This window comes from Rubritalea profundi (assembly GCF_002954445.1).
Lineage (GTDB): Bacteria > Verrucomicrobiota > Verrucomicrobiia > Verrucomicrobiales > Akkermansiaceae > Rubritalea > Rubritalea profundi.
Genome location: NZ_MQWA01000001.1, coordinates 546,655 through 571,742, shown reverse-complemented (window position 1 = coordinate 571,742; position 25,088 = coordinate 546,655). Strand labels below are relative to the sequence as shown.

General features: G+C 48.4%; 21 protein-coding genes and 1 pseudogene. 8 read left to right on the top strand and 14 right to left on the bottom strand.

Annotated elements, in window-relative coordinates; genetic code table 11:
• Positions 1-489 precede the first annotated feature (489 nt).
• The 4 genes from BSZ32_RS02530 (at position 490) to ykgO (ending at position 3,866) form a co-directional block, all read left to right on the top strand.
• The gene (locus BSZ32_RS02530) at positions 490-1,929 is read left to right on the top strand and encodes a sulfatase family protein (RefSeq protein ID WP_206018700.1); all 1,440 of its coding nucleotides are present in this window, start codon (positions 490-492) and stop codon (positions 1,927-1,929) included.
• A 67-nt stretch (positions 1,930-1,996) separates the two neighbouring features.
• Positions 1,997-2,647 carry a GDSL-type esterase/lipase family protein gene (locus BSZ32_RS02525; RefSeq protein WP_165788591.1) on the top strand — a complete coding sequence of 217 codons (651 nt, stop codon included), beginning with the start codon at positions 1,997-1,999 and terminating at the stop codon, positions 2,645-2,647.
• A 377-nt stretch (positions 2,648-3,024) separates the two neighbouring features.
• Positions 3,025-3,609: a leucyl/phenylalanyl-tRNA--protein transferase gene (gene aat, locus BSZ32_RS02520; protein WP_105044748.1), complete on the top strand. Its 585-nt coding sequence runs from the start codon at positions 3,025-3,027 to the stop codon at positions 3,607-3,609.
• 92 nt (positions 3,610-3,701) lie between these two features.
• Positions 3,702-3,866 carry a type B 50S ribosomal protein L36 gene (gene ykgO / locus BSZ32_RS02515; protein ID WP_105041962.1) on the top strand — a complete coding sequence of 55 codons (165 nt, stop codon included), beginning with the start codon at positions 3,702-3,704 and terminating at the stop codon, positions 3,864-3,866.
• 437 nt (positions 3,867-4,303) lie between these two features.
• Here ykgO and BSZ32_RS19575 read toward each other — a convergent pair.
• The 6 genes and pseudogenes from BSZ32_RS19575 to hprK form a co-directional block, all read right to left on the bottom strand.
• A pseudogene (locus tag BSZ32_RS19575) lies at positions 4,304-4,831 on the bottom strand (sugar phosphate isomerase/epimerase family protein).
• Positions 4,807-5,079 carry a hypothetical protein gene (locus tag BSZ32_RS19090; RefSeq protein ID WP_206018699.1) on the bottom strand — a complete coding sequence of 91 codons (273 nt, stop codon included), beginning with the start codon at positions 5,077-5,079 and terminating at the stop codon, positions 4,807-4,809. Before BSZ32_RS19090 ends, BSZ32_RS19575 begins: the two are co-directional and overlap by 25 nt.
• Positions 5,080-5,264: 185 nt before the next feature.
• The gene (locus BSZ32_RS02505; protein WP_105041961.1) at positions 5,265-6,740 is read right to left on the bottom strand and encodes a carboxypeptidase M32; all 1,476 of its coding nucleotides are present in this window, start codon (positions 6,738-6,740) and stop codon (positions 5,265-5,267) included.
• 49 nt (positions 6,741-6,789) lie between these two features.
• Positions 6,790-8,562 carry a phosphoenolpyruvate--protein phosphotransferase gene (ptsP, locus tag BSZ32_RS02500; RefSeq protein ID WP_105041960.1) on the bottom strand — a complete coding sequence of 591 codons (1,773 nt, stop codon included), beginning with the start codon at positions 8,560-8,562 and terminating at the stop codon, positions 6,790-6,792.
• Positions 8,563-8,643: 81 nt separating this feature from the next.
• A complete protein-coding gene (locus BSZ32_RS02495) occupies positions 8,644-8,907 on the bottom strand; it encodes an HPr family phosphocarrier protein (RefSeq protein ID WP_105041959.1) in 264 nt (87 codons plus the stop codon).
• Between the two features lie 100 nt (positions 8,908-9,007).
• Entirely contained in the window at positions 9,008-9,988 is a 981-nt protein-coding gene (gene hprK, locus BSZ32_RS02490) for an HPr(Ser) kinase/phosphatase (protein WP_105041958.1), read from the bottom strand.
• A 175-nt stretch (positions 9,989-10,163) separates the two neighbouring features.
• Here hprK and trkA point away from each other — a divergent pair, with 175 nt between their 5' ends.
• Together trkA and BSZ32_RS02480 are read left to right on the top strand one after the other, a co-directional pair.
• The gene (gene trkA / locus BSZ32_RS02485; RefSeq protein WP_105041957.1) at positions 10,164-11,510 is read left to right on the top strand and encodes a Trk system potassium transporter TrkA; all 1,347 of its coding nucleotides are present in this window, start codon (positions 10,164-10,166) and stop codon (positions 11,508-11,510) included.
• Positions 11,511-11,516: 6 nt separating this feature from the next.
• Positions 11,517-13,001: a TrkH family potassium uptake protein gene (locus BSZ32_RS02480; protein ID WP_105041956.1), complete on the top strand. Its 1,485-nt coding sequence runs from the start codon at positions 11,517-11,519 to the stop codon at positions 12,999-13,001.
• Positions 13,002-13,013: 12 nt separating this feature from the next.
• Here the strand turns inward: BSZ32_RS02480 and BSZ32_RS02475 are convergent, their stop codons facing one another.
• From BSZ32_RS02475 to BSZ32_RS02450, 6 genes are all read right to left on the bottom strand, one after another.
• On the bottom strand, positions 13,014-13,406 hold the full coding sequence (locus BSZ32_RS02475) for a type II toxin-antitoxin system VapC family toxin (RefSeq protein ID WP_105041955.1): 393 nt from the start codon (positions 13,404-13,406) through the stop codon (positions 13,014-13,016).
• On the bottom strand, positions 13,403-13,696 hold the full coding sequence (locus BSZ32_RS02470; protein ID WP_105041954.1) for a type II toxin-antitoxin system Phd/YefM family antitoxin: 294 nt from the start codon (positions 13,694-13,696) through the stop codon (positions 13,403-13,405). The genes BSZ32_RS02475 and BSZ32_RS02470 overlap by 4 nt, the downstream gene beginning before the upstream one ends.
• A gap of 100 nt (positions 13,697-13,796) precedes the next feature.
• A complete protein-coding gene (gene aspS / locus BSZ32_RS02465) occupies positions 13,797-15,713 on the bottom strand; it encodes an aspartate--tRNA ligase (protein WP_105041953.1) in 1,917 nt (638 codons plus the stop codon).
• Positions 15,714-15,797: 84 nt separating this feature from the next.
• Positions 15,798-17,048, bottom strand: a complete 1,251-nt coding sequence (hisS, locus tag BSZ32_RS02460; RefSeq protein WP_105041952.1) for a histidine--tRNA ligase — start codon at positions 17,046-17,048, stop codon at positions 15,798-15,800.
• 147 nt (positions 17,049-17,195) lie between these two features.
• Positions 17,196-17,588 carry a hypothetical protein gene (locus tag BSZ32_RS02455; RefSeq protein ID WP_105041951.1) on the bottom strand — a complete coding sequence of 131 codons (393 nt, stop codon included), beginning with the start codon at positions 17,586-17,588 and terminating at the stop codon, positions 17,196-17,198.
• Between the two features lie 187 nt (positions 17,589-17,775).
• Positions 17,776-19,098 carry a homoserine dehydrogenase gene (locus tag BSZ32_RS02450; RefSeq protein WP_105041950.1) on the bottom strand — a complete coding sequence of 441 codons (1,323 nt, stop codon included), beginning with the start codon at positions 19,096-19,098 and terminating at the stop codon, positions 17,776-17,778.
• A gap of 635 nt (positions 19,099-19,733) precedes the next feature.
• Here BSZ32_RS02450 and BSZ32_RS02440 point away from each other — a divergent pair.
• Positions 19,734-21,311 carry a SpoIIE family protein phosphatase gene (locus BSZ32_RS02440; RefSeq protein WP_105041948.1) on the top strand — a complete coding sequence of 526 codons (1,578 nt, stop codon included), beginning with the start codon at positions 19,734-19,736 and terminating at the stop codon, positions 21,309-21,311.
• Between the two features lie 40 nt (positions 21,312-21,351).
• Positions 21,352-22,953 (top strand): SpoIIE family protein phosphatase, encoded by a 1,602-nt coding sequence (locus BSZ32_RS02435; protein WP_105041947.1) that lies wholly within the window; start codon positions 21,352-21,354, stop codon positions 22,951-22,953.
• Between the two features lie 26 nt (positions 22,954-22,979).
• Here the strand turns inward: BSZ32_RS02435 and BSZ32_RS02430 are convergent, their stop codons facing one another.
• Both BSZ32_RS02430 and BSZ32_RS02425 read right to left on the bottom strand, forming a co-directional pair.
• Entirely contained in the window at positions 22,980-24,140 is a 1,161-nt protein-coding gene (locus BSZ32_RS02430; protein ID WP_105041946.1) for a hypothetical protein, read from the bottom strand.
• 4 nt (positions 24,141-24,144) lie between these two features.
• A complete protein-coding gene (locus BSZ32_RS02425; protein WP_105041945.1) occupies positions 24,145-25,023 on the bottom strand; it encodes a metal ABC transporter substrate-binding protein in 879 nt (292 codons plus the stop codon).
• Between the last annotated feature and the right edge of the window lie 65 nt (positions 25,024-25,088).

Sequence of the window (25,088 nt, the reverse complement as noted above, 5' to 3'; positions counted from 1 at the left end):
TTTAAGTGTCATTGGCCCCCACCCCCAAAAAGGAGGAATAATACCCCCTTGGACTGCTGAGGCTTGACTCAGCTTTGTGGTGGCCGCGGCTTGACGCGGGTGGTGGCTGGACCACCCAGAACAGAACCACTCCCTAACTCTCAGACCACTCATTTTTTAGACAATCGATGCAATCGATAATTGGAAATGCACAAACTGTCATTGGGCGGTGAAGTAAGCACTGCAATGGAACATAGAGTGAATTCTAGGAATGGGTAAAGCAATATGTCGTTATAGATCTCGGACGGAGAAATGGTACTATTGGCCCACGTAGGCGGTATCGTAACACCTGTTTTGGCGCTCTGGTGGGTAGCCAGAATATTGAGTCTCTCCCAGCAGACTTGCCGACGTGAGGCGAAGATGACGCCATCGCCTATTTCAACGACAAGTTCAAATGTCCCCTGCAAAGAGCAAATTTCCAATATTTTTTTTGAATTTAGCTATTCAAAAATGAAGAGAAATCGCTATCACTTCCCCTGTCAAATCGACATCAACGTCATCCATGAAGACGCACCGTCTATAAACAACCTTAGCATTACGTTTACCAAATTTCTCACGCCACTCTTGGCTGTGGCCATGGCTTGCTCGGCGCTGGCTGCCAGCAAGCCTAACATCATCCTCATTCTTGTCGACGACCTCGGCTATGGTGACCTAGCCTGCTACGGCGCGAAGGACATGTGCACGCCAAATCTCGACAGCTTGATGAAGGCGGGCACGCGCTACGACCAATTTTACGCCAACTGCACGGTCTGCACGCCGACACGTGCAGCTCTGATGACGGGACGCTATCCTGACCTCGTCGGAGCGCCCGGAGTTATTCGCCAGTACGCTTCCGATAACTGGGGGTACTTCAACCCCAGTGGACCCACCCTTCCTGAACTTCTGAAAAAAGGTGGCTATCATACTGGCCTTATTGGGAAATGGCACCTCGGTTACGACTCTCCCAACCTTCCCAATGACCGTGGATTCGACCACTTCCAGGGCTTCCTCGGGGGGATGATGGATGATTACTACAAACACCTCCGCGGTGGAGTGAACTGGATGCGGCACAATAAAGAAACCATCAACCCAGAAGGCCACGCTACCGAAATTTTCACCGGCTGGGCGGTTGATTACCTCAAGCAACGTTCGAAAAAAGCCGATCAACCATTTTTCCTCTACCTCGCCTACAACGCTCCCCACTACCCGATTCAACCACCAAAAGAATGGCGGGAAAAAGTTCAACAACGGGAACCAGATCTCGATAAAAAAAGAGCTGGCAATGTCGCTTTTATCGAGCATCTGGATCATGAGATTGGCAAAGTCATCAATAGCCTCAAGCAACTCGAACTCAGCAAGGACACGCTGGTTATTTTCACATCCGACAACGGAGGATCCGTCCGACACGCCCAGTCGAACGCACCGCTTCGTGGCGGCAAGCAGGACCATTGGGAGGGCGGCATCCGGGTCCCAACCTGTGCTGTATGGCCCGGAAAGATTCCCGCTGGAAAACGCAGTGACACTCTCGGCATGACCATGGATTTTCTCCCCTCACTTTGTGAGATCGCCGGAGTGGAGGTCAATCACGATATCGAAGGCCAGAGCTTGGCTCCCGTCTGGCTCAAGGGAACCTCAGGAAACCAAGATCGCACCATGATCTGGGGACGTCGTGAGGGGAATCCTCGCTACCAGGGGCGAGCCTACTATGCTATCCGCAAGGGTCAGTGGAAGCTCCTTCAAAATTCCCCCTTCGAACCCATGGTACTGATCGATCTAAAAGCCGACCCCTACGAGAAAAATCCATTGCCAGCGGAAGGAAAAATCGCAAAACAACTGACAACAGCACTGATGAAAAACATTCAAAAATTCGGAAGACCCCCTTGGGTGAAAGCTGTGGATGAGAAGCCTTGAAGAGATACAATAACCACCAATGCTTTTTATGATCAAACTTAGGCCCATCCTCGCAGTCATTCTATCAATGATGAACGTTGCCGCGTTTGCGGCAGAGCCGCCTTCAATATTGGCTCTCGGTGACTCGATTACACAAGGAGGCAAGACCTTCGTCTGTTATCGTCAAATTCTGGTCCCCGAATTAAGCAAGCGAGGTGTTGCGCTCCAATGGATAGGCCCGAGGAAGGATTTGACCTCCGCCCATGCCGGGTATGGAGGGCGGAATACGAAATACCTGCTCGGCATTTCAAAAGAAATTTACAGCAAATATCCTGCCGACATCGTCTTGATCCATTCGGGGCACAACAGCTTCAGCGAAGACAAGCCGGTTTCTGGAATCATCCGCGACACCGAAGCAATCATTGACACGATGCGAAAGATCAATCCCGATGTAACCATCCTCTTGGCACAGGTGATTCCCGCTGGAAAGCTGCCCAAGTATTCCTACATCCCAGAGCTGAACCAGCAATTAGCATTGCTGGCGACGCGGCTTATCAAACGGAACTACAACATCGTTCTCGTAGACCATGCCGTTCAATTTGATTGGAAAACCGATACCATCAGCGACAAAGTCCACCCCAATGCTTCGGGAGCAAAAAAGATGGCGACTAAATGGATGGATGCGCTGTTGCCGCTGCTTGAAAAAAATGAGCAGATACACGCTATTTTGAGGGTATAAGGGGTTTTCATTCTTGGGAGTGTGACTGCTATTTCTAACCGCCCCGTCCGTATTTGATAGTCTTGGGCTTGGCGGTTGGAAACCACCGCCACGGACCTCATGAGCCTGAAAGTTTTGTCACCTTCATCACCTTGTAGTCTGTCTGGTGTGGTTGTTTACCAGTAGCCACCTAACTGCGACCCGCCAAGCCGCTGATCCTTAGTTTATTTATCTCAGCAAAGCTCAAACTGGTTAGCCTGAGACGACTAGAAATCGTCGTGCTGCGAACCTGTATGGCCGTTGGTGGGGGGGGGATCAAGATTCTATCGCCTACCCGATTAGGATTTACTATTCTCTGGCTTGTCAGTGCTAAAAGATTTCTTTATAGATGTTACTCAATGGAATTGATTCCACCTCAAATATTGTTAGGAGCCTATAGTGAAGGGGTTTTCCCTATGGCCGAGGACGGTGAGTTGCAGTGGTACTCACCGCTGATGCGTGGAGTGATCCCTCTCGATGATAATTTTCACATTCCACGAGGACTAAAAAAAGCGCTACGGAAAAACCCCTATGAGGTGCGGTTTGATACTGCTTTTCAAGAAGTGATGCTCGGGTGTGCCGAACGTGAAGAGACCTGGATTGATAAGGTGATCATCGATAGTTACACCGAACTTTTTAGGCTAGGGTTTGCCCACTCAGTAGAGTGCTGGGATGAGGATGGGCTGCAAGGTGGGTTGTATGGAGTTAAATATGAGGGGGCATTTTTCGGTGAAAGCATGTTTAGTAGGAAGAGTGACGCGAGTAAGATCGCCTTGGTGCATTTGGTCGAAAAGCTTAGGGAAGATGGCGTGCGCTTATTGGACACCCAGTGGATGACTGAGCATTTGACGCAATTCGGTGGGCGGGAAGTCCCACGGGAAGAGTATCTACAGCTCTTAGCGGAGGCGATTGGGCCGCCCGTGACGGAGTCGAATAAATCTTAGCGAAATAAAAATTCGATGAATTGGGTAGAAATGACTTTACAAGATGGGTGATTTCCGTATTTTGCGCCTCCCAAACAGGAATTTTTCCAGACATGAAAGTTTTATCATCACTAGCCTCAATGAAGCGCCGCCACGAAGACTGCCAAGTGGTCAAACGTAAGGGCACACTCTACGTTATCTGCAAGACAAACCCTAAATTTAAAGCTCGTCAGGGCACTACACGTGCTACTAAGCTTTCTAAGAAAGGCGTCAAGTAATACAGTTTCTGGGAAACCGGACACAATCAATTTCTAGCTTTCTTTCCAATTTATTTGGAGAGAAATTTTTTTTTGCCAATCGAGGTTTTATCATAAAAAATAAAACCATCTTGACTAGTGTCGCCAAGATAGTTTTGAGAGAGGGGGGGTGAATTGTTTGTGGTTAATACCAGTTGAACAGTCATCTTACCGCTATGATTGTTATTTAAGGTTGGATGAAATAGTCAGCGAAGCTGAGATGGCAGTGACGCCGAATGATTAAATTCTAGCGGTGTTGCGCGTTTGCTGCTCGCCCCGCTCGCACCCTCCGGGCAACCCTGCGGGATTGGCTATCTCGCTCCACTCGATTGTCACATAGCCCACTATGCTCCTTCCTTGCGCCTTGCTACAATCCAATCATTCGACGTCATTCCGATAATCTGACAGTTCAAATGGTATTACTCGCCGAGTATGTGAGTTCTCATGTTTTTGAGGATCTCGGCACAGCGTTGTTGGTTGCCACCGCTTACTTCCGCTGTAGCACAGCCTGAGTAGTTGATCTCTTTGAGGGCTTTGCGTACTTCGGGCCAATCGACGTCACCTTCACCTATTTTACAAAATCCATTTTCGGTGCTCCAGTCTTTGACGTCGAGTTTGACGATGCGTTTACCGAGAGTGCGAATCCATTCCGCAGGCTTACCGAAGCGTTGATGGTTGCCGATGTCGATGTCGAATTAACTGCGGACCCATGGGCTGTTTATTTCATCAATATACTTTTTGAGTATTTCTGCGGATTGGTTGTCGTCGCCTTTTGGGTCGTAAAGGAAGTTGTTCCAGACATTCTCAATGAGTATATGCTGTCCCTTTTGTGCGGCATGAGGAATTGCTTTTTTTATGACTTCGATCGAGCGGTCCCATGCCTCTTGGTGGGTGGTGTTTTTGTTGACCACTGCTGGTACTATCAGTACGGCATTGCCACCACACATAGCTGAGTCATTGATGGCGGTGATGAGGTCTTGAAATGCACGGTCACGTTTACATCAGATGGATGGGATAGTGGGGTTTTCCAGTGGGCGGAGTCTACCATCCCGTGGATAGGGAAGTTGTATTTCTTGGAGCCGGCAAGACAGGCGGCTTTGTTTAAGCCGCCAGGTGAATTGAGTTCCATGCCATCGTAGCCCAGTTCTTGAATTCCTTGGAACTTCTCATCGGGAGTTTTTCCGAAGCCAACCATTCCAATTTTCAGGGAAAGTTTGATGTCATGATTACTGAGTTTTACAGTGCTGGCAGACTGGCCAAAACTGAGAACATTTTTAAACTTGCCACGGCAAGTAATGAGCTGGTTAAAAATGTGCGTCTAGTAGTCATAATTGTCGATTACGTTTGGATTAATATGTTCCCATCACGGGTGAGTGATGATTAGAGAAACCTGTTGCTGAGGTGTTTGAGGTGATAGCTGGGGTTGGTAGTTTCACCTGTTGCTTTGACCATTAAGTCTTGTGGTAGATGGGCACTGCCCTTGCTGTGGATCTGTAGGCGCATCCAATCAAGTAGTGGCTTAAAGTTAGCATCTTTAAAGGAATTTGAAATGGTTTCAACCTGAGTAGCCGTGTGAAAAAGTTGTGAAGCATTGAGGTTTCCTATTGTGTAAGTAGGGAAGTAGCCCATTCCACCCATGGCCCAGTGGATGTCTTGCAGACAACCTTCAGAATCTGACTTAGGGCGCATGTTGAAGCTTGCTTCGAAGCTTTCATTCCAAGCTGTTGGGATGTCTTTCACTGCGAGTTCACCTCTGATTAATCGGCGCTCAATGTCGAAGCGAAGTAAAACGTGAAGATCGTAGGTGGCCTCGTCTGCATCTACTCGGATAGGAGAGTAATTTGCTTGGTTGATGGTTTTAAGGAATTCTTCAACGCTCCAATCTCGGAGTTGTGGGAAGAGTTCTTGGGCTTTAGGCATCCAGTGGTTCCAGAAAGCTTGAGATCTACCGACGTGTGCTTCCCAAAGTAGGGATTGGGATTCGTGAATGCCTAATGAGACCGCTGAACCTGAGGGTAAACCATAATCGGCTTCAGGCAGTCCCTGTTCATATAGTCCATGCCCAGCTTCGTGTAGTACGCCGAAAAGTGATGCTGTGAAGTCGTGATCGTAGTAGCGGGTTGTGAGGCGTACGTCAGATGGACCCAACGTGGTGCAAAATGGGTGAGTAGTCGTGTCTATGCGGCCAGCTTTAAAATCGAAGCCGATAGACTTGGCTACCGCTCGGTTGAGTTCTTGTTGTTTTGCTACAGGAAACGAACCTTCAAATTTACGGGTATTGTTAGTTGCAGACTTGGCCACTGCGTGACTAGCCAATGAGATGATAGCTGGCTGAAATTGATCAAAGATAGTGACGATATCGCGCGTTTTAGCACCGCGTTCATAGCATTCTAGCAGGGCGTCATAGGTTTCCTCTTGGTAGCCCCAGAGTTCGGCTTTCTCTTTTGCTAGGTCGAGTAGCTTTTGCATATGTGGAGCAAAAAGGCTAAAGTCGCATTGCTTGCGAGCTTTGATCCATAAAGCTTTGGCGTGTGATGATGCTTTTGAGTCTCGCTCCACAATCTCTTGGCTGAGGCGGGTGGAACGGTCGAAGCTGTGGCGCCACTCACGAAGGTTGGCTAATGAACCCTGACTGTTGTCGTTATTATCTTCAGCAGCAGTGAGTAGCTTGGAGTAGGCATCATTGGTGGAAAGTTCGTATGCTTTGCCAGAGAGGTAGGCAATCTGCTCAGCTCGATAGGCGAGAGCTTTGTCGGGAAGATTGGTTTCTTGATCCCAGCCGAGTGTGGCCGAGGAGCTGTGGATAAGTGAAATTTCTCGGTGCTTTTCGACTAGTGCGGCGTATGCGTCTGACATGATTGAGAATTCATATCAGAATGGCTGGAGGGGACAAGTTGCTAGAAATTTATTCTAAAATCCCGCCATACGAGCGCTGGGCCAAGCCTTTGGTGAGTGCTAGAATATCGCTGCTGAAGCGGCAACGTAAAGCCTCGTCTGCGATTGTCGCGCACTCAGCATGGGAAAGCGAACGAATCGCCTTTTTGATGCGTGGTAATTGGTGGGTCCCTACAGAGAGTTCGTCGACTCCGAGTCCGATCAAAAGTGGTGTGAGCTCCAGATCGCTTGCCATTTCTCCACAAACACCAGTCCAGATGCCATGTTTGTTGGCAGCTTCAATAGTCATTTTTATCAGTCGAATGACTGCTGGATTCGTAGGTTTGTACAGCTTTGAGACGTGCTTGTTTATGCGGTCGACAGCGACGGTGTATTGAATCAAATCATTGGTACCAATCGAGAAAAAGTCGACTTCTTTGGCGAACTCGTTGGCCATGATCGCTGCAGATGGGACCTCGATCATCATGCCGACTTCGATTCCTGGATCGTAGGGAGTCCCTTCACTGTCTAACTCGTCCATGCATTCTTGAAGAATGCTTTTAGCTTTCATTAGTTCGCTGATGCCGGAAACTAAGGGGAACATGACTCCGAGTCGGCCATGGGCGCTGGCTCGGAGGATAGCTCTGAGTTGTTCCTTAAACATTCCTATGCGGGTGAGCGATACGCGAATACCGCGCCAGCCAAGGAAGGGGTTAGGTTCCGGTTCTGGAAGTGGCTCAGCGGGAAGTTTGTCGCCGCCGGCATCTAGAGTTCGAATGATTGCCTGGTGAGGCTGTGTGATACTAGCCGCCTCTGCGTAAACATGGTATTGATTGTCTTCAGATGGGATCTCACCTTTTCCTAAGAGGTAAAACTCGGTGCGGAATAGGCCGATTCCAGCAGCGCCACTAGCCTCAACTAGTGGGAATTCATGCTTAAATTCGACGTTTGCAGAAAGGATGATTTCACGGCCATCTGTGGTTTCCGTTTGACGATCCTTGAGGTTGTCTAACTGGCGTTCGCGTGCTTCCTTGTCGCGCTTGATGTCCTGGTAGTAAGCGATGGTCGACGGCTTAGGATTGATGATCAATTTACCATCATATCCGTCGAGAATGGTGTGGCTGAGTTCTTGGATCTCAATGATCAGTCCCTGGAGGTCTACTACAGCTGGTATTCCTAGCGAGCGCGCTAGAATGGCTGTGTGTGAGTTGATGCTGCCTTGCTCTGTGGCGAAACCGATGGAGCGGTTGCGATCCATGGAGGCTGTGTCCGATGGCGATAGGTCGTGGGCTATGATGATGTGATTGTGCTCTGGACATTCATCGCTGGGTAGGGAGGCTTCATCTGCGCTGAAGTTGCGAATCACTCGCTGAGTGATGTCGTCTATGTCAGCTGCGCGTTCTGCTAGATAGGGGTCGTTGACCCTACGCATAGCTTCGGAGTAGTTTTGAAGAACTGCATAAAAGCTAAATTCAGCATTCTGCTGCCGATCACGGATTGTTTCTTCAACCCGTTTGATCATGGTGCGGTCCGAAAGCAGCATGAGGTGGGCTTCAAAGATCTGTCCTTCGGTGTCTTGGGTGATTTCCTCAATATGCTTCTGGAGCTTGCTGATCTCCAGTTTTGTGTTGTTGAGGGCTTCGTGGACACGTTGGATTTCTTTCTCTACATTTTTTAGAGTGATTTCATAAACGTCAGGAGCCTGCAATCCACGTGAAATGACGTGGGCTGGGGCAAAAGCGAGACCCGGAGACACTGCTGTGCCTTGTATGACTACTTCTTTGTTGGACGGGATAACTGGCATTTGGGAGAGTCTATAAGCAAAAATAGGAAGTTAGACTGTGGCTAGCTTCCTGGGGGGGAGCAAGAGTCCTCAGACTTCTGATTACTCTTCAAAGTTGCGGGCGATGAGGCTGCCGACAGCTTCGAGCGCGGCCTCAGCATCTGGGCCGTCAGTGGTGATTATGAGTACGGAGCCGTGACCAGCCGCCAACATCATGAGGCCCATAATGCTTTTACCATCAATTTCCTCTCCGTCCTTTTCGACGGTGATTTCTGCGTCAAATCTGTTCGCTGTTTTAACGAACTGAGCTGCTGGGCGCGCGTGAATACCGAGCTTGTTGGTGATAGTAAATTCCTGTGTTGGCATTGGCTGTAGTCTTGTACGTATAAAGTCGGGATTTAGATGACTCTAATGAGTCTTCTTCCTAAGTGGAAGGTAAAATTTCAAAGGATGTGAAAGTTACTGATTAGTAGTTCGTTGTGTAAGGTGAGTGATGTGTCATTCCTGCTAATTTTTCGGTTAATCGGTTGTTGAACTCGGCTGCCATGTCGTAGCCAAGGCGTCTGAGCTGGAGTTCTAGTGCCGTTACGGCGACCAATCTAGCCGTGTCTCGGCCAGGTGCGACGGGGATGTCTACGATAGGAATGTCGACTCCAAGAACGTTTTCAGTTTCGCGAGTGATCCCAAGTCTATCGACTTCGTTTAAATCACTGTAGGGCCGCAGGTTTACGATGAGGTCGAGCGGAGCATCTGGGCGGATCGATCCTAAGCCGTAAATATTGGTGACATTGATGATTCCGATTCCTCGCATTTCGATGAATCCTCTGGAGAAATCGTCAGTAAATGCTGTGAGTTTGCCATTCACGTTGCGAATTTTCACGTGATCATCGGCAATCAGAGCTCCGCCTCTTTCTACGAGCCCGATGGCCGTTTCGCTTTTTCCTGAGCCACTTTTACCTTTGATCAATACGCCAATGCCACGGTATTCTAGCATGCATCCGTGGGCTGTGGTGGTGGGCGCGAAGTCGTGCTCTAGATAGAAGGTCGCAGAGTTGATGAAGCGCATGGTGTTGAGAGGGGTTCTGAAAAGGCTAATGCGGAACTCCTCACAGATATCTAGCATGTCTTGGTGGACCCTAGCATCTCTAGAGATAACAATACATGGGAGTTCGGACTGGCAGAGGATTCGGATGCGTTTCTTTCTTGTTTCTGAGTCGAGCGTGTTGAGGAACTCGACCTCTGAATTTCCGAGTACTTGAACGCGCATGTAAGCAAAGTGATCGATGTACCCAGCTAGGGCTAAGCCTGGTCTATTTAGTGTAGGTTCAACGATCTTACGTTCAAATCCGTCTGTTGAGTTGATTGGGTCGAGTTTGAGATTCTCTCCATGAGTTTCAAAAAACTCACCGACGGTGATGTGCGAAACCAATTTAACTTTGCGTGCCATGTTGACTAGCTTAGCTGCCTTGCGATTGACTTAAATGATAAAAATCGATTGTTCGTGTTAGGAGGAATCTGAGTTAGAATTCTACAGAAATACCGTTCCAATCTGAGTCCTATTTTTTACTGGAAAGCTGAGGGAGAAACTGTGATGATAATCACGCGCTAAGTAGTGCGCACTTATGAATATTATCATCATTGGAGCTGGAGAAGTGGGGCGGCATTTAGCTACTTCATTATCACGAGAAGCTCACAGCATCACTGTGATCGAAAGTAATCCTGAGTTGGCCGCCGAGTTGGAGCAGTCGCTTGATGCTAGGATTATCTGTGAAGACGGGACTTCTGTGACGACTTTGTTGGAGGCGGGTGTGAGTGAATGCGACCTTTTCTTGGCATTGACCAGTGACAACACGATCAACGTGATGGCTGCTTCAGTCGCGAAAAAGCTGGACGCCAAAAAGGTAATCTCTCGTGTGCACCCAGAAGTTCAACGTGAGGAATGGCTCTTCGACTACCGTAGCCACTTCGGAATCGATCATATTTTTAGCTCAGAACGATTGAGTGCGATTGAGCTAGCGAAATTCATACGCAACCCTGAATCTTTAGTCGTTGAGGAAATTGCTCGAGGACGGATCGAACTCCAACAGGTAAGAGTGAGCGACAAGAGCGACGTGCCGGGTAAAAAACTGATAGACCTTAAAGCTCCTGAACGGACTCGTGTGGCATCGATCACTCGCGGCGGTGAAAGCTTTGTGCCGACAGCCAATTCAACTCTTGAAGTCGGTGATGTGGTTACTATTTTTGGTGAGCCTAGGAAGTTACGGACGCTAGCAGAGCGACTACAAAAGGGGCATGTTAAAGACTCTGAGTTGAAAGTTGTCATTTTTGGAGGTGGGGAATATGGATTCACCCTCGCGCAGATGTTGGAAAGCTGGAATTGCCGCGTGCGTATTTTTGAAAAGGATGAAAAACTTGCTCAGGAACTCACTGACCGCTTGTCGAACACGACAGTTATCCACACGGATGGCACGGTGTTAGCTGAGCTTGAAGAAGAACAAGTCGGTGAAGTTGATTTCTTTGTGGCAACTTCAGGCAGCGATGAAGATAACGTCATGACTTGTCTGCAGGCAAATAATTTAGGTGCCAAAAACTGTCTTACTCTGATTCACCGAGCTGACTATGCGCAGGCGATTTCAGGTAGTGGTCGTCATTTTGGGATTTTGGCTGCTGTTAGCCCGCGTGAGGCAACGCGCCGCGATTTAGAGAAGTTTATCACATCTGATAAATTTCATACCATCAAAAAACTGGGAGCTGGCGAGATAATAGAAACCTCAGTTGAGAGTGGCTCCATTGTGGCAGAAAAAATGGTCGGCGAGGTCGAATGGCCGGAAGGCTGTATTCTGGTGGCGCGTATTCATGGGCTACACGCCTCCGTCCCAGGACCTGATGACATCCTCGAACCTGGTGATTTGATTTATGCCATCGTGACTCCAAAGGTGCGCAAGCAGTTCCTTAAACTAGTTCGTTAGGCTGTTATGAATTTTAGAATTTTAGCCAAAATCCTCGGAGCTCTACTGTTACTTGAGAGTATTGCCATGTTTTTGTGTGGAATGTTCACTTTCCTGGATAATTCTGGTCTATGTGAGTGGTCAATGGGAGCACTGATGAAGTCGGCAGGGGTGACCGCCGCTTTTGGTGGTGGACTCATGCTACTAGGTTGGCGAAAAGTTGTTAAAATTCCACGGCGTGAAGGTGTGGTGATTGTGGGGTTGGGTTGGATTCTGTCTGGAATTTTTGGTGGTTTACCCTATTTGCTCAGTGAGCCAGCAATGCTACCGGCAGATGCTTTGTTTGAATCTGTTTCAGGGTTCACCACAACTGGGTCGACGGTGATGGCTGACATTGAATCCTGGCCGCGTGGCATATTGATGTGGCGCTCAGTTACCCAATGGTTGGGTGGTTTAGGGATACTGGTATTGTTTGTTGCCCTTCTTTCTTACCTTGGGATGGGGACTAAATCACTTTTTCGAAATGAATCCTCATTCCAAACTGGCGAGGCGAGTACTGCTAGGATTCGTGATACTGCGATCAGTCTTTGGAGGGTTTATTTGACGATCACTGCGGTCTGTATCGTTGGTCTCAAGTCGATGGGGCTCAGTTGGTACAATGCGGTGAGTCATGGGTTTACTACCGTGTCTACTGGAGGTTTTAGTCCGCACAATGCAAGCATTGGTTATTATTCTGATTGGGGAAATGGTTGGGTGATCGAGCTCTGGTTGAGCCTATTCATGTTGATTTGTTCAGTCAGCTTCTTGATCTGGGTTGTCATTGTAAAGAAACGCTGGAAACGCCTACGCTCAGAAGAGGAAGGGAAGTGGTTCTTCCTCATCAGTTTCTCCGCAGCCGTCCTCATCGCGATTGGTATTGCCGCCAAAGAAATGGAGGGGTTTTGGACAGCCTTGCGACATGCATGGTTTGTTGTGGTGTCGATAGCTTCGACGACTGGTTTCGGAACTGTAGATTATGAACAATGGCCTAGTTTCGCCCTTGTACTGCTCGCGTTGCTTATGCTGCTGGGTGGGTGTTCTGGGTCGACCGCAGGAGGTTTGAAGGTGAGCCGACTTTTGGTGATGTTACGTGCAGCGCGCTTTGAAGTGGTCAAAGCATTCCGGCCGCACAAAGTCTTCAAGATGCAAGTGAATGGAAATTCGCTCGACCATGAGGCCCGTGCACAAACTGTGATGTTTATCTGTCTTTACTGTTTTCTAGTGATCATCGCGTCATTCATGATGGGCATCTTAGAATTCATGAACGATATAGACCTAGTGACCTCTGTGGGTGCGGTCTTCGCAACTCTATCGAACATTGGACCAGGTTTTGGTGATGTAGGACCCACGAAGAATTTTGCCCACTTCATGCCTGCTACCAAAGTATTCCTCAGCCTTCTGATGATCCTCGGACGTCTAGAGCTCTTTGCTATTCTCGTGCTTTTCGTGCCATCTATTTGGAGGAAGTACTAAGCATTCTTCCGTTCACCAGAGCGTCTTCACATCGTAATGCTGAAATGCGGAATCTCGGCTGATGAGGGTGAGGTCTTCGCATTGAGCTGTGGTGATGAGCATTCTGTCGAATGGGTCACGATGGTGGAGCGGGAGGTCTGTGAGTTTGTTACAATATTCAGCTTTGATTGAGATTTCTTGAAGTTGATTTTCTCTAAGAATAGCTGGAATCTGTTTCGTCCAGTTATCAGGAAGTTGGTAGAGTTGTCTCTTTTGAAGTCCTTGTTTAATTGCAATTTCCCAGAGTGAAAGAATGCTCCAATAGGCTTCTTCCGCATCTAATATCGCCTGTCCAGCTTTGGCTGAAAGGCGTGGGTCGTCGTGCAGCATCCACAAGAGAGTATGTGTATCGACTAGAACTCTCATAGCTCCTCACCATTATATTTGCTTTTGTCTTCTGCTACTTTTGGGGTGTCGACCTCTTCTGGGTAATAACCTTCAAATAAATAGTCAATTGGATCATCGAAATCATCACCAATATGAATATTCAAATGCTTTCCAGTTCCAAGTTTGCGTTTTGGTTTCTGTGCCGTTTCAATAGCGACAAGCTTTACGACCGGGGTGTTGCGATTAGCGATGATGACCTCTTCACCAGCCAGAGCTTTTTGTATCAACTTTGAGAGGTTGGTCTTTGCTTCATGAATGGTAGCGATCATGATTACATTTTAGCTAAGTAGCTTAGCTAAGTCAACCTAACGCAAAAAAACGCCTGCATCGAAGATCGATGCAGGCGTTTTGGAAACTTATTGGTATAGGCTAGTTGTCTTTCTTGTAGTCGCCTACCATTTCTTTAGATTTAGCCTTAGCGAGGCCTTTTTTATCATCCTTGTCAGCCTCTCTGTTTGTTGCCGGATCACCACCAGCCTTTTTGAGGCCTTTTTTGTCATCCTTATTGAAGGTGCTCTGAACGTAGAGTTCGCGGAGTTGCTTGAAGTCAACTTCTGCTGGAGAAGCGGACATGAGGTCGGTGCCGCGGTTGTTCTTGGGGAATGCGATGACTTCACGGATGGAGTCAGTACCACAAACGAGCATTGCTACGCGGTCGAGACCGAGAGCGAGTCCGCCGTGTGGTGGAGCGCCGAAGGAGAATGCTTCGAGGATGTGACCAAACATGGACTTCTTCTCTTCTTCAGAAACTCCGAGAGCGGTGAACATGGAGTCTTGGAGATCAGCTTCGTGGATTCGGATGGAACCGCCGCCGAGCTCGTAGCCGTTGAGAACGACGTCGTAAGCTTGTGCGCGGAGGCCTGCATATTCACCAGCTTTGAGCTTTGCTTCGTCTTCGGGAACCGGACGAGTGAATGGGTGGTGCACAGCGTGCCAGCGTCCTTCTTCTTTGTCGAAGTGGAGCAGTGGGAATTCCGTGACCCAGAGGAAGTTGAGGTCTGTGTTGCCTTCGAGAAGGTTGAGGTAACCGGCACACATGAGGCGAACACGTCCAAGGACGTCGCATACTGTGTCCCAATCGCCAGCGCCGAAGAGGATGAGGTCACCTTCTTCGATGTTGAGCTTCTCTTGCATTGCTTCTAGTTCTTCAGGGCTGAGGAACTTAGTGATTGGTGAGCGCCAATCTTCAGGCTTAGGTCCACGAACTTGGATGTAAGCTAGGCCACGAGCGCCTGCTTCGATCGCTGCTTTTGTGAGCTTGTCGATCTGGCCAGTGGATGCTCCGCAGAGACCCTTAGCGTTGATTGCTTTGATGCAACCACCTGCTTTGAGTGCGCCAGAGAATACCTTGAACTTAGAGTTCGCGAACACGTCGCCGAGGTCGTTGAGGTGAATGCCAAAACGTGTGTCAGGCTTGTCAGATCCGTATGTGTTGAGCGCGTCGTTGTAGGTGATGCGCTCGAATTTAGCCGGTGCGTCAGCATTGATGGACTCTTTGAATACACGACTGAGAAGTTTCTCAGTGAGACCCATGATGTCATCTTGGTTGACGAAGGATGCTTCGATATCGATCTGTGTGAACTCAGGCTGACGGTCAGCGCGGAGATCTTCGTCACGGAAACAACGTGCAATCTGGAAGTATTTCTCGATACCTCCACACATCAGCAGCTGCTTGTATTGCTGCGGCGCCTGTGGGAGTGCGTAGAAGTTGCCTGGGTGCATGCGTGAAGGCACGAGGAAATCACGTGCTCCTTCAGGTGTGGACTTAGAAAGGATAGGAGTCTCGATTTCGAGGAAACCGCTTTCGTCGAGCACGTCACGAGTCGTCTTAGTGATGCGGTGACGGAGCTTCATGTTGCGCGCCATTGCTGGGCGGCGAAGGTCGAGGTAGCGATACTTGAGACGAAGGTCTTCGTTGTTTACTTCTTTATCGAGTGGGAAAGGGAGAACCTCAGAACGGTTCACAACCTTTACTTCAGAAACGATGAGCTCTACTTCACCAGTAGCGATGTCTTTGTTGAAAGTAGACTGGCCGTCGATCTCTGGACGCACTTCTACTTTACCGATTACTTGAACAACGTCTTCAGAACGAAGCGTCTCAGCGACATCTGAATTCTCTTTAGAATTCTCAGGCTTGAATACAACCTGAGTGACGCCTTCACGGTCACGAAGGTCAATGAAAATGAGGCCAGCGCCTTGATCGCGCTTAGATTTCACCCAACCGATGAGGGTGACTTTGTTGCCGACGTCTGCGCGGCTGATTTGGTTACATGTATGAGTTCTCATGTGAAAAAAGTGGTATTGATGGGTGGTTTAGCGATGTGGCTGCGATTGTCGAGCCAAAGCTGAAAGCATTTTGAACAGAATAAGTTAAGCCAATGCTGTGATGACTTGCTCTAGTTCAAGGGTTTCCTCGGTTCTGGCGTGGAGGTCTTTGAGTTGAAGTTCAGGGAATTCCGAGCCAATGATGACAGCTTTTGAAGCGCCTAGCTTTTCAGCGGTCTTGAACTGTTTGTTGAATTTCGTCTCCGTCATTGCGTATTCGACCTTGTGGCCGACATTTCGCAGTTCGGTGACGACCTTGAGTGCATTGAAGCGTTGCTCTTCATCGGCGATGACGACATAGATGTCGCATGGATTTTGAGTCTTGAGCCAAGCATCCATCTTCGCTTTAGCGTGTGGAGTCTCTTCGACAAAGTTGCGGATCACCATGTCGCCCATGGCAAAGCCGGTGCAGGGGAGGTCGACGACTCCGTTAGAAAGTGACTTGAGTAGATCGTCGTAACGGCCGCCACCAGCGACAGCGCGCATCGAGTGGGAGGTGTCGAAGATCTCAAACACTGTGCCAGTGTAGTAGGCTAGACCACGGACGATAGTGAGATCGAGCTTGAGGTACTTGCCGAGTCCACGTGCATCGAGGTTCTTCTGGATCTGCTGGAAAGCGGGGGACGCGTTCGCTGGATCGTTGATGAACGCGTGGACGAACTCAGATGTGAGATTGTATTTAGCGAGCTTCTCAGAAACCACTTCTGGCTTGTCGCGCTCGATCTTGTCGATGACTCCGAGGAATCCTGTGGTGTCTTCGACGTTGTTTTCAGCACAGAATTTGAGCCAGGACTCACGGTCAGATGCACGGATGACGAAGTCTTCTTCAGTGAAACCAAGTTCAAGCATGGTATCGATGGCGACTGAAATAAGTTCGGCATCAGCAGCTGGATCGTCTTCGCCTATGATGTCAGCGTTGAACTGGATGAACTCGCGGCCACGGCCTTTCTGCGGTTTCTCATAGCGGAAGCACTGACCGATCTCGAACCACTTCATCGGCTTCGGGTAATTGCGCTGGTGACCAGCAACAATACGTGCGAGCGATGCAGTGAGCTCTGGACGCATGGTGATGTCGCGCTTTCCTTGGTCCACAAAACGGAACAACTGAGTGTTCAGTTCGTCGCCAGCTTTCTTTTGGTAAAGGGCTGTTTCTTCCAGAATCGGAGCCTCGTATTCTACAAAGCCGTAGCGATGCGCCACACTGCGCCAAGCGGCAAAGAAGTAGTTGCGAATAGCACAGTCATCGGGTGCAAAGTCACGGAATCCAGGAAGTGAGTTGAAGCGCTTGTCAGCCATGCGCGAGACGTTGCACGTTCAACTCTAATATTCAAGTTTCAACTCACCTAGTTCGGCCTGAATGAGCCAAACTATTCAGCTTGCTTGATCAAGATGCGTCCAAAGTTTGGGCGTTGCTCATGAAATAACTCCCGCATTAGTCTCATTTTAAGATTCCAAATGAGATTCCAAATGAGATTCCATTTGGCTGTACGAGGAGTTCTGCTGCGTGCGTGCTTTGATTTCTTTTTCGGCGAGTCGGTTTTCGAAGTTTTCGACAATCTCGGCATTGCTGATACGGGTCTCGAGTTCGCTGATTCTGGCTTCGAGTTGTTGGAGTTTTTTGAGCGAAGCTGAATCGGACTTCCTAGGACGACCGAAGAACCAGATACTGGCCACTGAGAGTGAGCTCGTGACTAGGATGAGAATTGGGAGGTAGGCTGCGAAGCCGCCTAAGCTGTTTCCCGAGACGGCAGTGGTAATAAAGAGGACGGCGGTGGCTCCTGCCACCGCTGTGGTGGCGAGAGTCTTTGTGACGTTATTACCGAGGCTGTCTTTCATAAAATGAAATTAGGCTGGGGCGGTGAGACTGCCAAACTAATTAGCACCATCTCCATTTTCTAAATGAAGAGGGGCTGGGGTTTCCCAGTGAACCGAGTTGTCTAAGTCTCTCTTGTATCTGAATAAAAAGATCCTACAGATCTGACTCTGTAGGATCTGGAAATTGTTAAAAAGTATGACTGCTACGCTAATCAGTGGCGAGCTTCTCGATACGGAATACCACTGGCTCAGCGGTGGAGCAGTCGAGGGCTTCACACTTTTTGAGCGTTTCGCGAAGTTTGCCAAATGGGCAAGTGTGGAGAAGGAATACCATGTCGCAGAAGTCTTTGTCAGGGTGTTCTGGGTCGACTGGTGATTGAGTGCCTGAGATGCCGATCCCGTCGTTCGCGAGGATGTTGGCGATTTCAGCGATGACACCTGGACGGTCTTCGACTTCGAAGCGCACGTAGTAGGCTGTTTCTGTCTGATCAATGGGTAGCACCTTGCCATTCTCTGCGTATGGCAGAAATCCACGGTGTCCAGCAGCGTGAACGAAAGTGTAGGCGGCTTCGACGAGGTCACCAACAGCGGATGATGCGGTTGGTTCTTTACCTGCTCCACGGCCGTAGAAAAGAGCTTCACCTGAGGCGTCACCACGGACAGCAACAGCATTGAATACACCATTGACGGAGGACAGAATGTGAGACTGAGGAATGAAGGAAGGCTGAGTGCGAATCTCTACCGAGCCGTTAGCGTGCACGCGTATTACGGAGAGTAACTTTACTGCGTAGCCAAGTTTGGTGGCGAAGTCGATGTCGATGGTGCGTACTCGCTCTATGCCGCGAACGTAGACTTCTTCAGGGGGAACAGTGAATCCGTAAGCCAAGGTGGCTAGGAGGATCGCCTTGTGTGCTGCGTCCCAGCCATTGACGTCGAGTGCTGGGTCTGCCTCAGCATAGCCGAGGTCCTGTGCTTCTTTGAGTGCTGTTTGATAGTCTAGGCCAGCAGTGGTCATGCGCTCGAGAATGTAGTTCGAAGTGCCGTTGATGATGCCTGACATGGTCTCGATCCGGTTACCGACATACGAGTCCTGTACCGCCTTGATGACCGGAATTCCACCAGCGACTGCAGCTTCAAAGTGAATGGGGGTGTCATAATCCCGGGAGAGGGCAAAGAGTTCTTTGCCGCGCTCAGCGAGGAGAGCTTTGTTACCTGTGACAACGGGTTTCTTCAGCTTTAGCGCTGCAGCGACAATGTCGAAAGCTGTGTCGGTGCCGCCGATGAGTTCGACTACGATGTCCACCTCAGGGTGATTGACGACTTCTTGCCAATCAGTAGTGAAAAGCTCAGAGGGAGCATTCTCAATGCGCTTTTTGTTAATGTCTCGGACCGCTGCCTTTTTTATGCTGAGTGAGAAGGCACCTTTGGCTCGGTTTGAAATGAGCTGACCATTTCGTTCGAGAGTTTCCCAGACGCCTGTGCCAACTGTGCCGAAGCCAGCCATGCCGATACCTATGTGTTGCGTAGCCATGATAGTAATTTTGAAAATGCTTATTTTTGGGGGACAGCGAGATGTTGTATGAGATCGCGACTGAGTCAAAGCTTTATGGAGTCATATAATGCGCCTCCAGTAACTAACGGTGCTGCTATGTGATTTATTATTTCTTAAATTTGCGGACTTAGTTCGTTTTTGCAGAGAGATATCCTTCGGGCTGGGTGGCCTAGGCTTAGGCGCTGGATTTCCTCTCGGCTCAGAGCTTAAGCTGCACTACCTACAATTAACAGATTGCTGAAAACTCATTGAAAATCAGCAATTTATTGAAGTTTTCATTCTTTGCGCTCGCAATGTCAGTGGAAAATAAAAACCATTGGCGTAGAGACACTAGTCGATGGAGAGAGGACAAGTACCGCAACTCGTAACCCCAAAGCAGCTAAGATTTTAGCCCTCCTTCGAGGGGCGTTACTTGCAGTCATACCATTCCACGAGCACGACCAGGTCAACGGAGCAATGGCTCACTACGCGAATCATCCATGGCAAAACATTAACCTCATCAATAAATTGATCATCAGCGCCCCTAACCAGCCAATTACCCTGTTTGAAGTGTCAAGGCCGTGCGCAATCTTGTTGCTTTGTGCTAACAATTCTGGCTTTATAGGGAGTTAGAGATGCATGACTCCTTTCAAGATACTCTAGATCTGGTGCTGAAAGCCTCCAATGAGGGGATATGGGACTGGAATGTTGGAGAGGACTCGATCTATTATTCTGATCGAGTTTGTCAGTTTTTAGGCTGCAAAAAAGAGAATGCTCCTAACATCCTCAAGAACCCTGAGAGTGTTCTCGTGCCAGAGGATGCAGCGTATTTGAAGAATATTCTGGAACTCGCCTTGATGGACGAGGAGGAAGAACTTTTTGCCATTGATTGCAGAGTAATGCGCCCCACTGGGAAAATTGTATGGTTGCGCGTTCGTGGAGTTGTGGTGCGAGAGGATGGTGAGGCAGTTAGGTTAGTGGGGTCGATGATCGATATTTCTAAACGAAAGCATGCTGAAGAATCTCTGGCTGAGGAACGAGCAATGTTACGGCTAGTGGTGGATAATGTCCCGGTCCAAGTCTACTTTAAGGATATTCATTCAAGATTTACTTTGGTGAATAAAAGACAGGCCGAATGGGTAGGGTGCTCTTCCGAAATGGAATTGATCGGGAAGTCAGACGCAGATTTTTATACACCTACGGGATCAAAATATACCCACTTTGATGAACAGAAAATCATGGACACGGGGAAGCCGATCGTCGGGGAGATTCAGCGTGAAACGTGGCCTCACCGGGGTGACACCTTTGTTCAGGTGGTGAAACAACCTTGGTATGATAGTCGAGGCCGGCTCTCAGGTACCTTTGGCGTTTCAACAGACGTTACTGGCATTGTCGGATCTCAAGAGAGATTGGAAGAAATAGCCCTCGATCTACAGGCTAAGAACCACAGTTATCAAGAAGAATTAGGACTAGCGCGTGAAGTTCAGCAGGCATTACTACCATCTAACGACGGCCACTGGGATGAGCGGATAGCTACTGTTGCGGGCTTGGCAAAAATCGAGAGCAAATACATACCCGCTACCGAGCTTGCCGGTGACTACTTCGACGTGATTCCACTAGGTAAAGGAAAGGTAGGGCTGTTTATCTGTGATGTTATGGGACATGGAGTGCGCTCAGCTTTGGTTGTAGCTATGATTAAAGGCTTGATGGAAAAAGCGTCTCATCATGCAGATTGGCCAGCAAAGTTCTTAAGGAAAATGAATAAAGGTCTTTGTCGTATTTTAGGTACTACCGATGTGGATATGTTTGCTACGGCGTGTTACATAGTGGCTGATTTCAACGAGAACGCACTTCGAGTTGCAAGTGCTGGGCATGATCTACCATTACTTGTTGAGAGAGGGTCACGTGTTCTGATGGATTGCGATGTCCCCAAAGGACCCGCTTTGGGGTTCTTTGAAGATGCGGTGTTCGAGAGTCGCACTTATGAGCTTAACACGATAGCTGAAGCCTTGCTTTATACTGATGGCATTTACGAGTCAGCAAATAAGCGAGGAATTGAGTGGGGTAAGGAGCAATTTGTTGCCTCTTTCCTCGAGGTGCGTCAAAGCGGTGAAACTGAAGAGTTAGACCGACTCTGCGCCAAGGCTTTAAGCTGGGTGAAAGGCAAGGGTTTTGATGACGATGTCTGTATGTTGACGATTCGTATGGATTGATGACGGTTTATTGTTGCGTGGAAGCAATACGGGAGTTTTTATGGTAGTGATGCAAACTGCGGCAGAAGATAGGTTAGAACTTGCGCTACGTGCCTCGAATGAGGGTATTTGGCAATGGGACGTTATTGGCCAAGAGGTGAGTTATTCAGAAAGAGTGCTCAAATTTCTTGGATACGCTAGTGGCGATGCCCCCAATGTTTTTATGCATCCAGACCTGTATTTACATGAAAATGACCTTCCAAAATTCCGACAGTCTATCAGAGATATCATACGGAAAAATGGATCTGAATTGATTGCTGTGGATTGCCGGTATCGTCGCCCAGAAGGTCACTTCGCTTGGCTTCGTATACGCGGCGCTTGTGTGCGAGATGACGATGGAAATGTCACCCACATAGCTGGATCGATGATTGATATATCTCGTAGGAAAAATGCCGAGCATGCATTGGATGATGAGCGCCATTTACTGAGGCAATTAATCGAAAATATTCCCAATAATATTTATTTTAAGGATAAGGACTCTCGGTTTGTCATGGCAAACAAAGCTACCGCAGAAAAGATGGGATTAAGTAGCCCATCTGAATTGGTAGGTAAGTCTGACCATGACTTTTTTGATGCCGTGCATGCCGACAAGTCTTTGTCGGACGAAGTGCGTATCATGAAGACGTTAGAGCGTCAGGAAGAGTCTTTAGAGCGTGAAACCTGGGAGGGCGAGAAAGACACTTGGGTGCTGACCTCTAAGCTTCCTTGGCTCGACAGCAAAGGTGCAGTACGTGGTATTTTTGGGGTGACGAGTGATGTCTCTGACATGGTCAACGTTCAGATTCGTTTATCTAATGCAGCTGCTGAGCTAAAGGAGCGAAACAAAGATTACCAAGAGGAGTTAGAACTGGCCCGTCAGGTCCAGCAATCCGTTTTAGATTTGAAACCAAACCCATTCCCAAGAGGAACTGCGAGCGCTGGGATTACTGCGAAATTTAGCACACTTTATAAACCTGATAGTGAAATGGCTGGAGATTTCTATGAAATCTTCCCGATAAGTGACACTAAGGCTGGTGTCCTGATCTGTGATGTAATGGGCCATGGTGTGAGGGCGGCACTCGTGGTTGCTATGCTAAGGGGGCTGATAGAGAAGGAGAGTGATTCAGCCTCGAGCCCCGAATGGTTTCTCTATGGCTTAAATGACAGCTTGGTGAATATATTCAGCCACGCGGGTATTCAAATGTTCGCCACAGCTCTCTACCTGGTTATTGATGTCAAAGAGGCAACCTTAGAGTTTGCCACAGCTGGACACCCTATGCCAATTCTCGTAAAAGGCGGAGTGGCATCAAAGTTAAATTCGGAGAAAATAGTGAGGGGGCCAGCCTTGGGTCTGGTGCCAGAAGCTCCCTATGGTGCGGATAAAATTTCATTATCTTCAATCGACCAACTCTTTTTATTTACTGATGGTATTTATGAGATTGAGGGGGTAGATGGTGAGGAATTCGGCGTTGAAAGAATGCTAGAGGTTCTTTCTTCCAACGCCAGGAAAACGGGTTCAGATGCGCTTGATCGCTTGATAGAGGCCGGAACCATGCATGCGCAATCTAACAATCTAGGTGATGACGTCTGCATGCTAGCAATTGATATTGAGCCCAACGGGTAAATATTTGACTTCAGTGGGGACGTATTCTAGCGGACTTCACCACCAGAGCCTAAATCGATCTGAAACTGTAGCCATACTGCGTCTTCTGGCCCTTGGCCGTCTATCCAATCGCGGTTGTATTGAAGTCGGACATGGCCGCTTAGGCTGTCGTTGTACTGAAGGGATCGCGTGAGAGCTGCAGTTGACCTGTGGCGTTCTTCGAGTTCCTCGATAGGTTCGTCAACTCCTTGAAGGTAGTCGTATCTAAAGCCAAGTTCCCAGTTTTCTTTGAAGCCCCATCCAAGGCTTGAGTGGATACCCCATTCGTTTGCTGAACCCGAGAGGTCGCCGTCTTCATTGACATAGTCAAAATCTCGGTAGATTGGTTCAAAACTAGCGCGGAGGTGTTTCCCTCCTTGCTCTATCCCATTTTCACGCCAGAGGTAGGTAAGGTCACCTCCCATGATGCGGCCTGATTTTTTATAAGCATTTTTTCCTTGAAGGTAGCTTAAGCCGTAGATGAATTGGTGGAAGTCAGTATGCTGGTATATACCCTTCAATCTAGCTGTTAGAATATCATCTGTTAGTAGTGCTCCTTCACCTTCTACCGTCTCTTCCTCGTCGTGATCGTCGTGATCGCCGTGGTCGTCGTGGTCGTCGTGGTCGCCATCATGATGTTCATGTTCATCATGGGCTATAGCGTCACCAAAGGAGATAGAAAGAAGAGAGTCGTGTTGGATTGGTAATCTATATGAAACCTCGGCACTATTACTGATGAGACCTTCGTCGCCTAAGAAGCGTGTGGTAATAAGGTTGGCATCGACAAAGTTCCAGCTGTGGAGGTGTTGGTTATTTTGCGAAGTAACTCGGTTGAGGAATCGCCCACCACGGAGCTCGAAACCAGCTGGGAGCTCTTCTAACTTTAGGAAGGCTTCTTCGAACTCACCGTCGATTTTATTGTCGCTATCTAAAAATGTGTTGTAGCTGACAAGTCCAGCAATGTGGTCACCATATCTAGCCGAGAAGTTAAGCTCAAGGCCTTGAATAGTAAATTCATCATTGGGGTCATGGGCATGTGTTGCGAGAGCTGCCTCATCGGTTGATGCCTGCCCGAAAGTCATGTTGAGGTGAGCATTGTAATCAAGCTGAAAATCTGCGGCAGTGAGTGTGCCCAGAGTAAGAGCGAATAGTGGTGTATAGTAATTCATTATTTTAGTGATTTAGTGATTTAGTGATGGTGGTGACGTTGTGCTGGAACATACCAATAATAGAATTGGCGTTATCAGCATAAAGTGCTGGAGAGATCTTCGCTCCAGTGGATTTTGCGATTGTCTGCAAACCTTTCGAGTTGGCACCCTTTTCTGGGAAGATAGCTTTCACCCGGTTCTTTTTTACGGTTTCAACGGCCTCCGCAATGTACTGAGGCGTGGCTGATTGTTCTTTATTGAGTCCTTGTATTGGAATTGATTTAAAGCCGAATTCTTTACAGAAATATCCAAACGCGGCATGGGCTGTGGCTAGATTCCTCTGAGATCGGGGGACCGTAGCAATTTCTTTTTTTGCCCACGATTTGAGGCCGGATAGTTGGCTGCGGTACGCTTTAGTGCGTGCTTTATACGTCGAGGCATTGGCGGGATCTATCTCGATCAATGCTTTTTCAACAATGTTGGCCGCACGCCTCCAGTTTTCAATGGAATGCCACCAGTGTGGGTCGATGGACCCTTGGGCATGCTTAGGGCAGCAGGCGTAGATGGATGAATCTCCAGATATTCTCAAGGACGGGATCTTTAGTCCAATTTCTAGTACCTTAGCCTTGCTACCAACTATCGATTTTAACTTAGGTAGGAATGGCTCGAGGTTTTTGCCTGATGCTAGATAGAGTGCTGAACCCTGCGCTTCTACCAATTTGTTAGGACTTGGTTGAAATGTATGTGGGTCGCCATTTGGCCCCATGAGATCCACCACTGTGATTTTATCACCACCTATTTGCTTTGCTAGATCCGCTAGTAGCGGGCTCAAGGTGGCCACTTTAGTTTGAGCACTACACTGAAGTACTGTTGCTAGGATTATGAGTAAGAGCGGTGATTTCATGATGATAATGATTAGTACGCTAAAATTTATCTAAAGCAAGGCGTTAATGCGACAAAGTTGCATTT

Excerpts from the sequence above, each read along its gene's own strand:
- BSZ32_RS02530 (WP_206018700.1), top strand. The coding sequence starts at position 490 with ATGAAGAGAAATCGCTATCACTTCCCCTGTCAAATCGACATCAACGTC.
- BSZ32_RS02525 (WP_165788591.1), top strand. The coding sequence starts at position 1,997 with ATGATGAACGTTGCCGCGTTTGCGGCAGAGCCGCCTTCAATATTGGCT.
- aat (WP_105044748.1), top strand. The coding sequence starts at position 3,025 with ATGGAATTGATTCCACCTCAAATATTGTTAGGAGCCTATAGTGAAGGG.
- ykgO (WP_105041962.1), top strand. The coding sequence starts at position 3,702 with ATGAAAGTTTTATCATCACTAGCCTCAATGAAGCGCCGCCACGAAGAC.
- BSZ32_RS19090 (WP_206018699.1), bottom strand. The coding sequence starts at position 5,079 with ATGGTTGGCTTCGGAAAAACTCCCGATGAGAAGTTCCAAGGAATTCAA.
- BSZ32_RS02505 (WP_105041961.1), bottom strand. The coding sequence starts at position 6,740 with ATGTCAGACGCATACGCCGCACTAGTCGAAAAGCACCGAGAAATTTCA.
- ptsP (WP_105041960.1), bottom strand. The coding sequence starts at position 8,562 with ATGCCAGTTATCCCGTCCAACAAAGAAGTAGTCATACAAGGCACAGCA.
- BSZ32_RS02495 (WP_105041959.1), bottom strand. The coding sequence starts at position 8,907 with ATGCCAACACAGGAATTTACTATCACCAACAAGCTCGGTATTCACGCG.
- hprK (WP_105041958.1), bottom strand. The coding sequence starts at position 9,988 with ATGGCACGCAAAGTTAAATTGGTTTCGCACATCACCGTCGGTGAGTTT.
- trkA (WP_105041957.1), top strand. The coding sequence starts at position 10,164 with ATGAATATTATCATCATTGGAGCTGGAGAAGTGGGGCGGCATTTAGCT.
- BSZ32_RS02480 (WP_105041956.1), top strand. The coding sequence starts at position 11,517 with ATGAATTTTAGAATTTTAGCCAAAATCCTCGGAGCTCTACTGTTACTT.
- BSZ32_RS02475 (WP_105041955.1), bottom strand. The coding sequence starts at position 13,406 with ATGAGAGTTCTAGTCGATACACATACTCTCTTGTGGATGCTGCACGAC.
- BSZ32_RS02470 (WP_105041954.1), bottom strand. The coding sequence starts at position 13,696 with ATGATCGCTACCATTCATGAAGCAAAGACCAACCTCTCAAAGTTGATA.
- aspS (WP_105041953.1), bottom strand. The coding sequence starts at position 15,713 with ATGAGAACTCATACATGTAACCAAATCAGCCGCGCAGACGTCGGCAAC.
- hisS (WP_105041952.1), bottom strand. The coding sequence starts at position 17,048 with ATGGCTGACAAGCGCTTCAACTCACTTCCTGGATTCCGTGACTTTGCA.
- BSZ32_RS02455 (WP_105041951.1), bottom strand. The coding sequence starts at position 17,588 with ATGAAAGACAGCCTCGGTAATAACGTCACAAAGACTCTCGCCACCACA.
- BSZ32_RS02450 (WP_105041950.1), bottom strand. The coding sequence starts at position 19,098 with ATGGCTACGCAACACATAGGTATCGGCATGGCTGGCTTCGGCACAGTT.
- BSZ32_RS02440 (WP_105041948.1), top strand. The coding sequence starts at position 19,734 with ATGCATGACTCCTTTCAAGATACTCTAGATCTGGTGCTGAAAGCCTCC.
- BSZ32_RS02435 (WP_105041947.1), top strand. The coding sequence starts at position 21,352 with ATGGTAGTGATGCAAACTGCGGCAGAAGATAGGTTAGAACTTGCGCTA.
- BSZ32_RS02430 (WP_105041946.1), bottom strand. The coding sequence starts at position 24,140 with ATGAATTACTATACACCACTATTCGCTCTTACTCTGGGCACACTCACT.
- BSZ32_RS02425 (WP_105041945.1), bottom strand. The coding sequence starts at position 25,023 with ATGAAATCACCGCTCTTACTCATAATCCTAGCAACAGTACTTCAGTGT.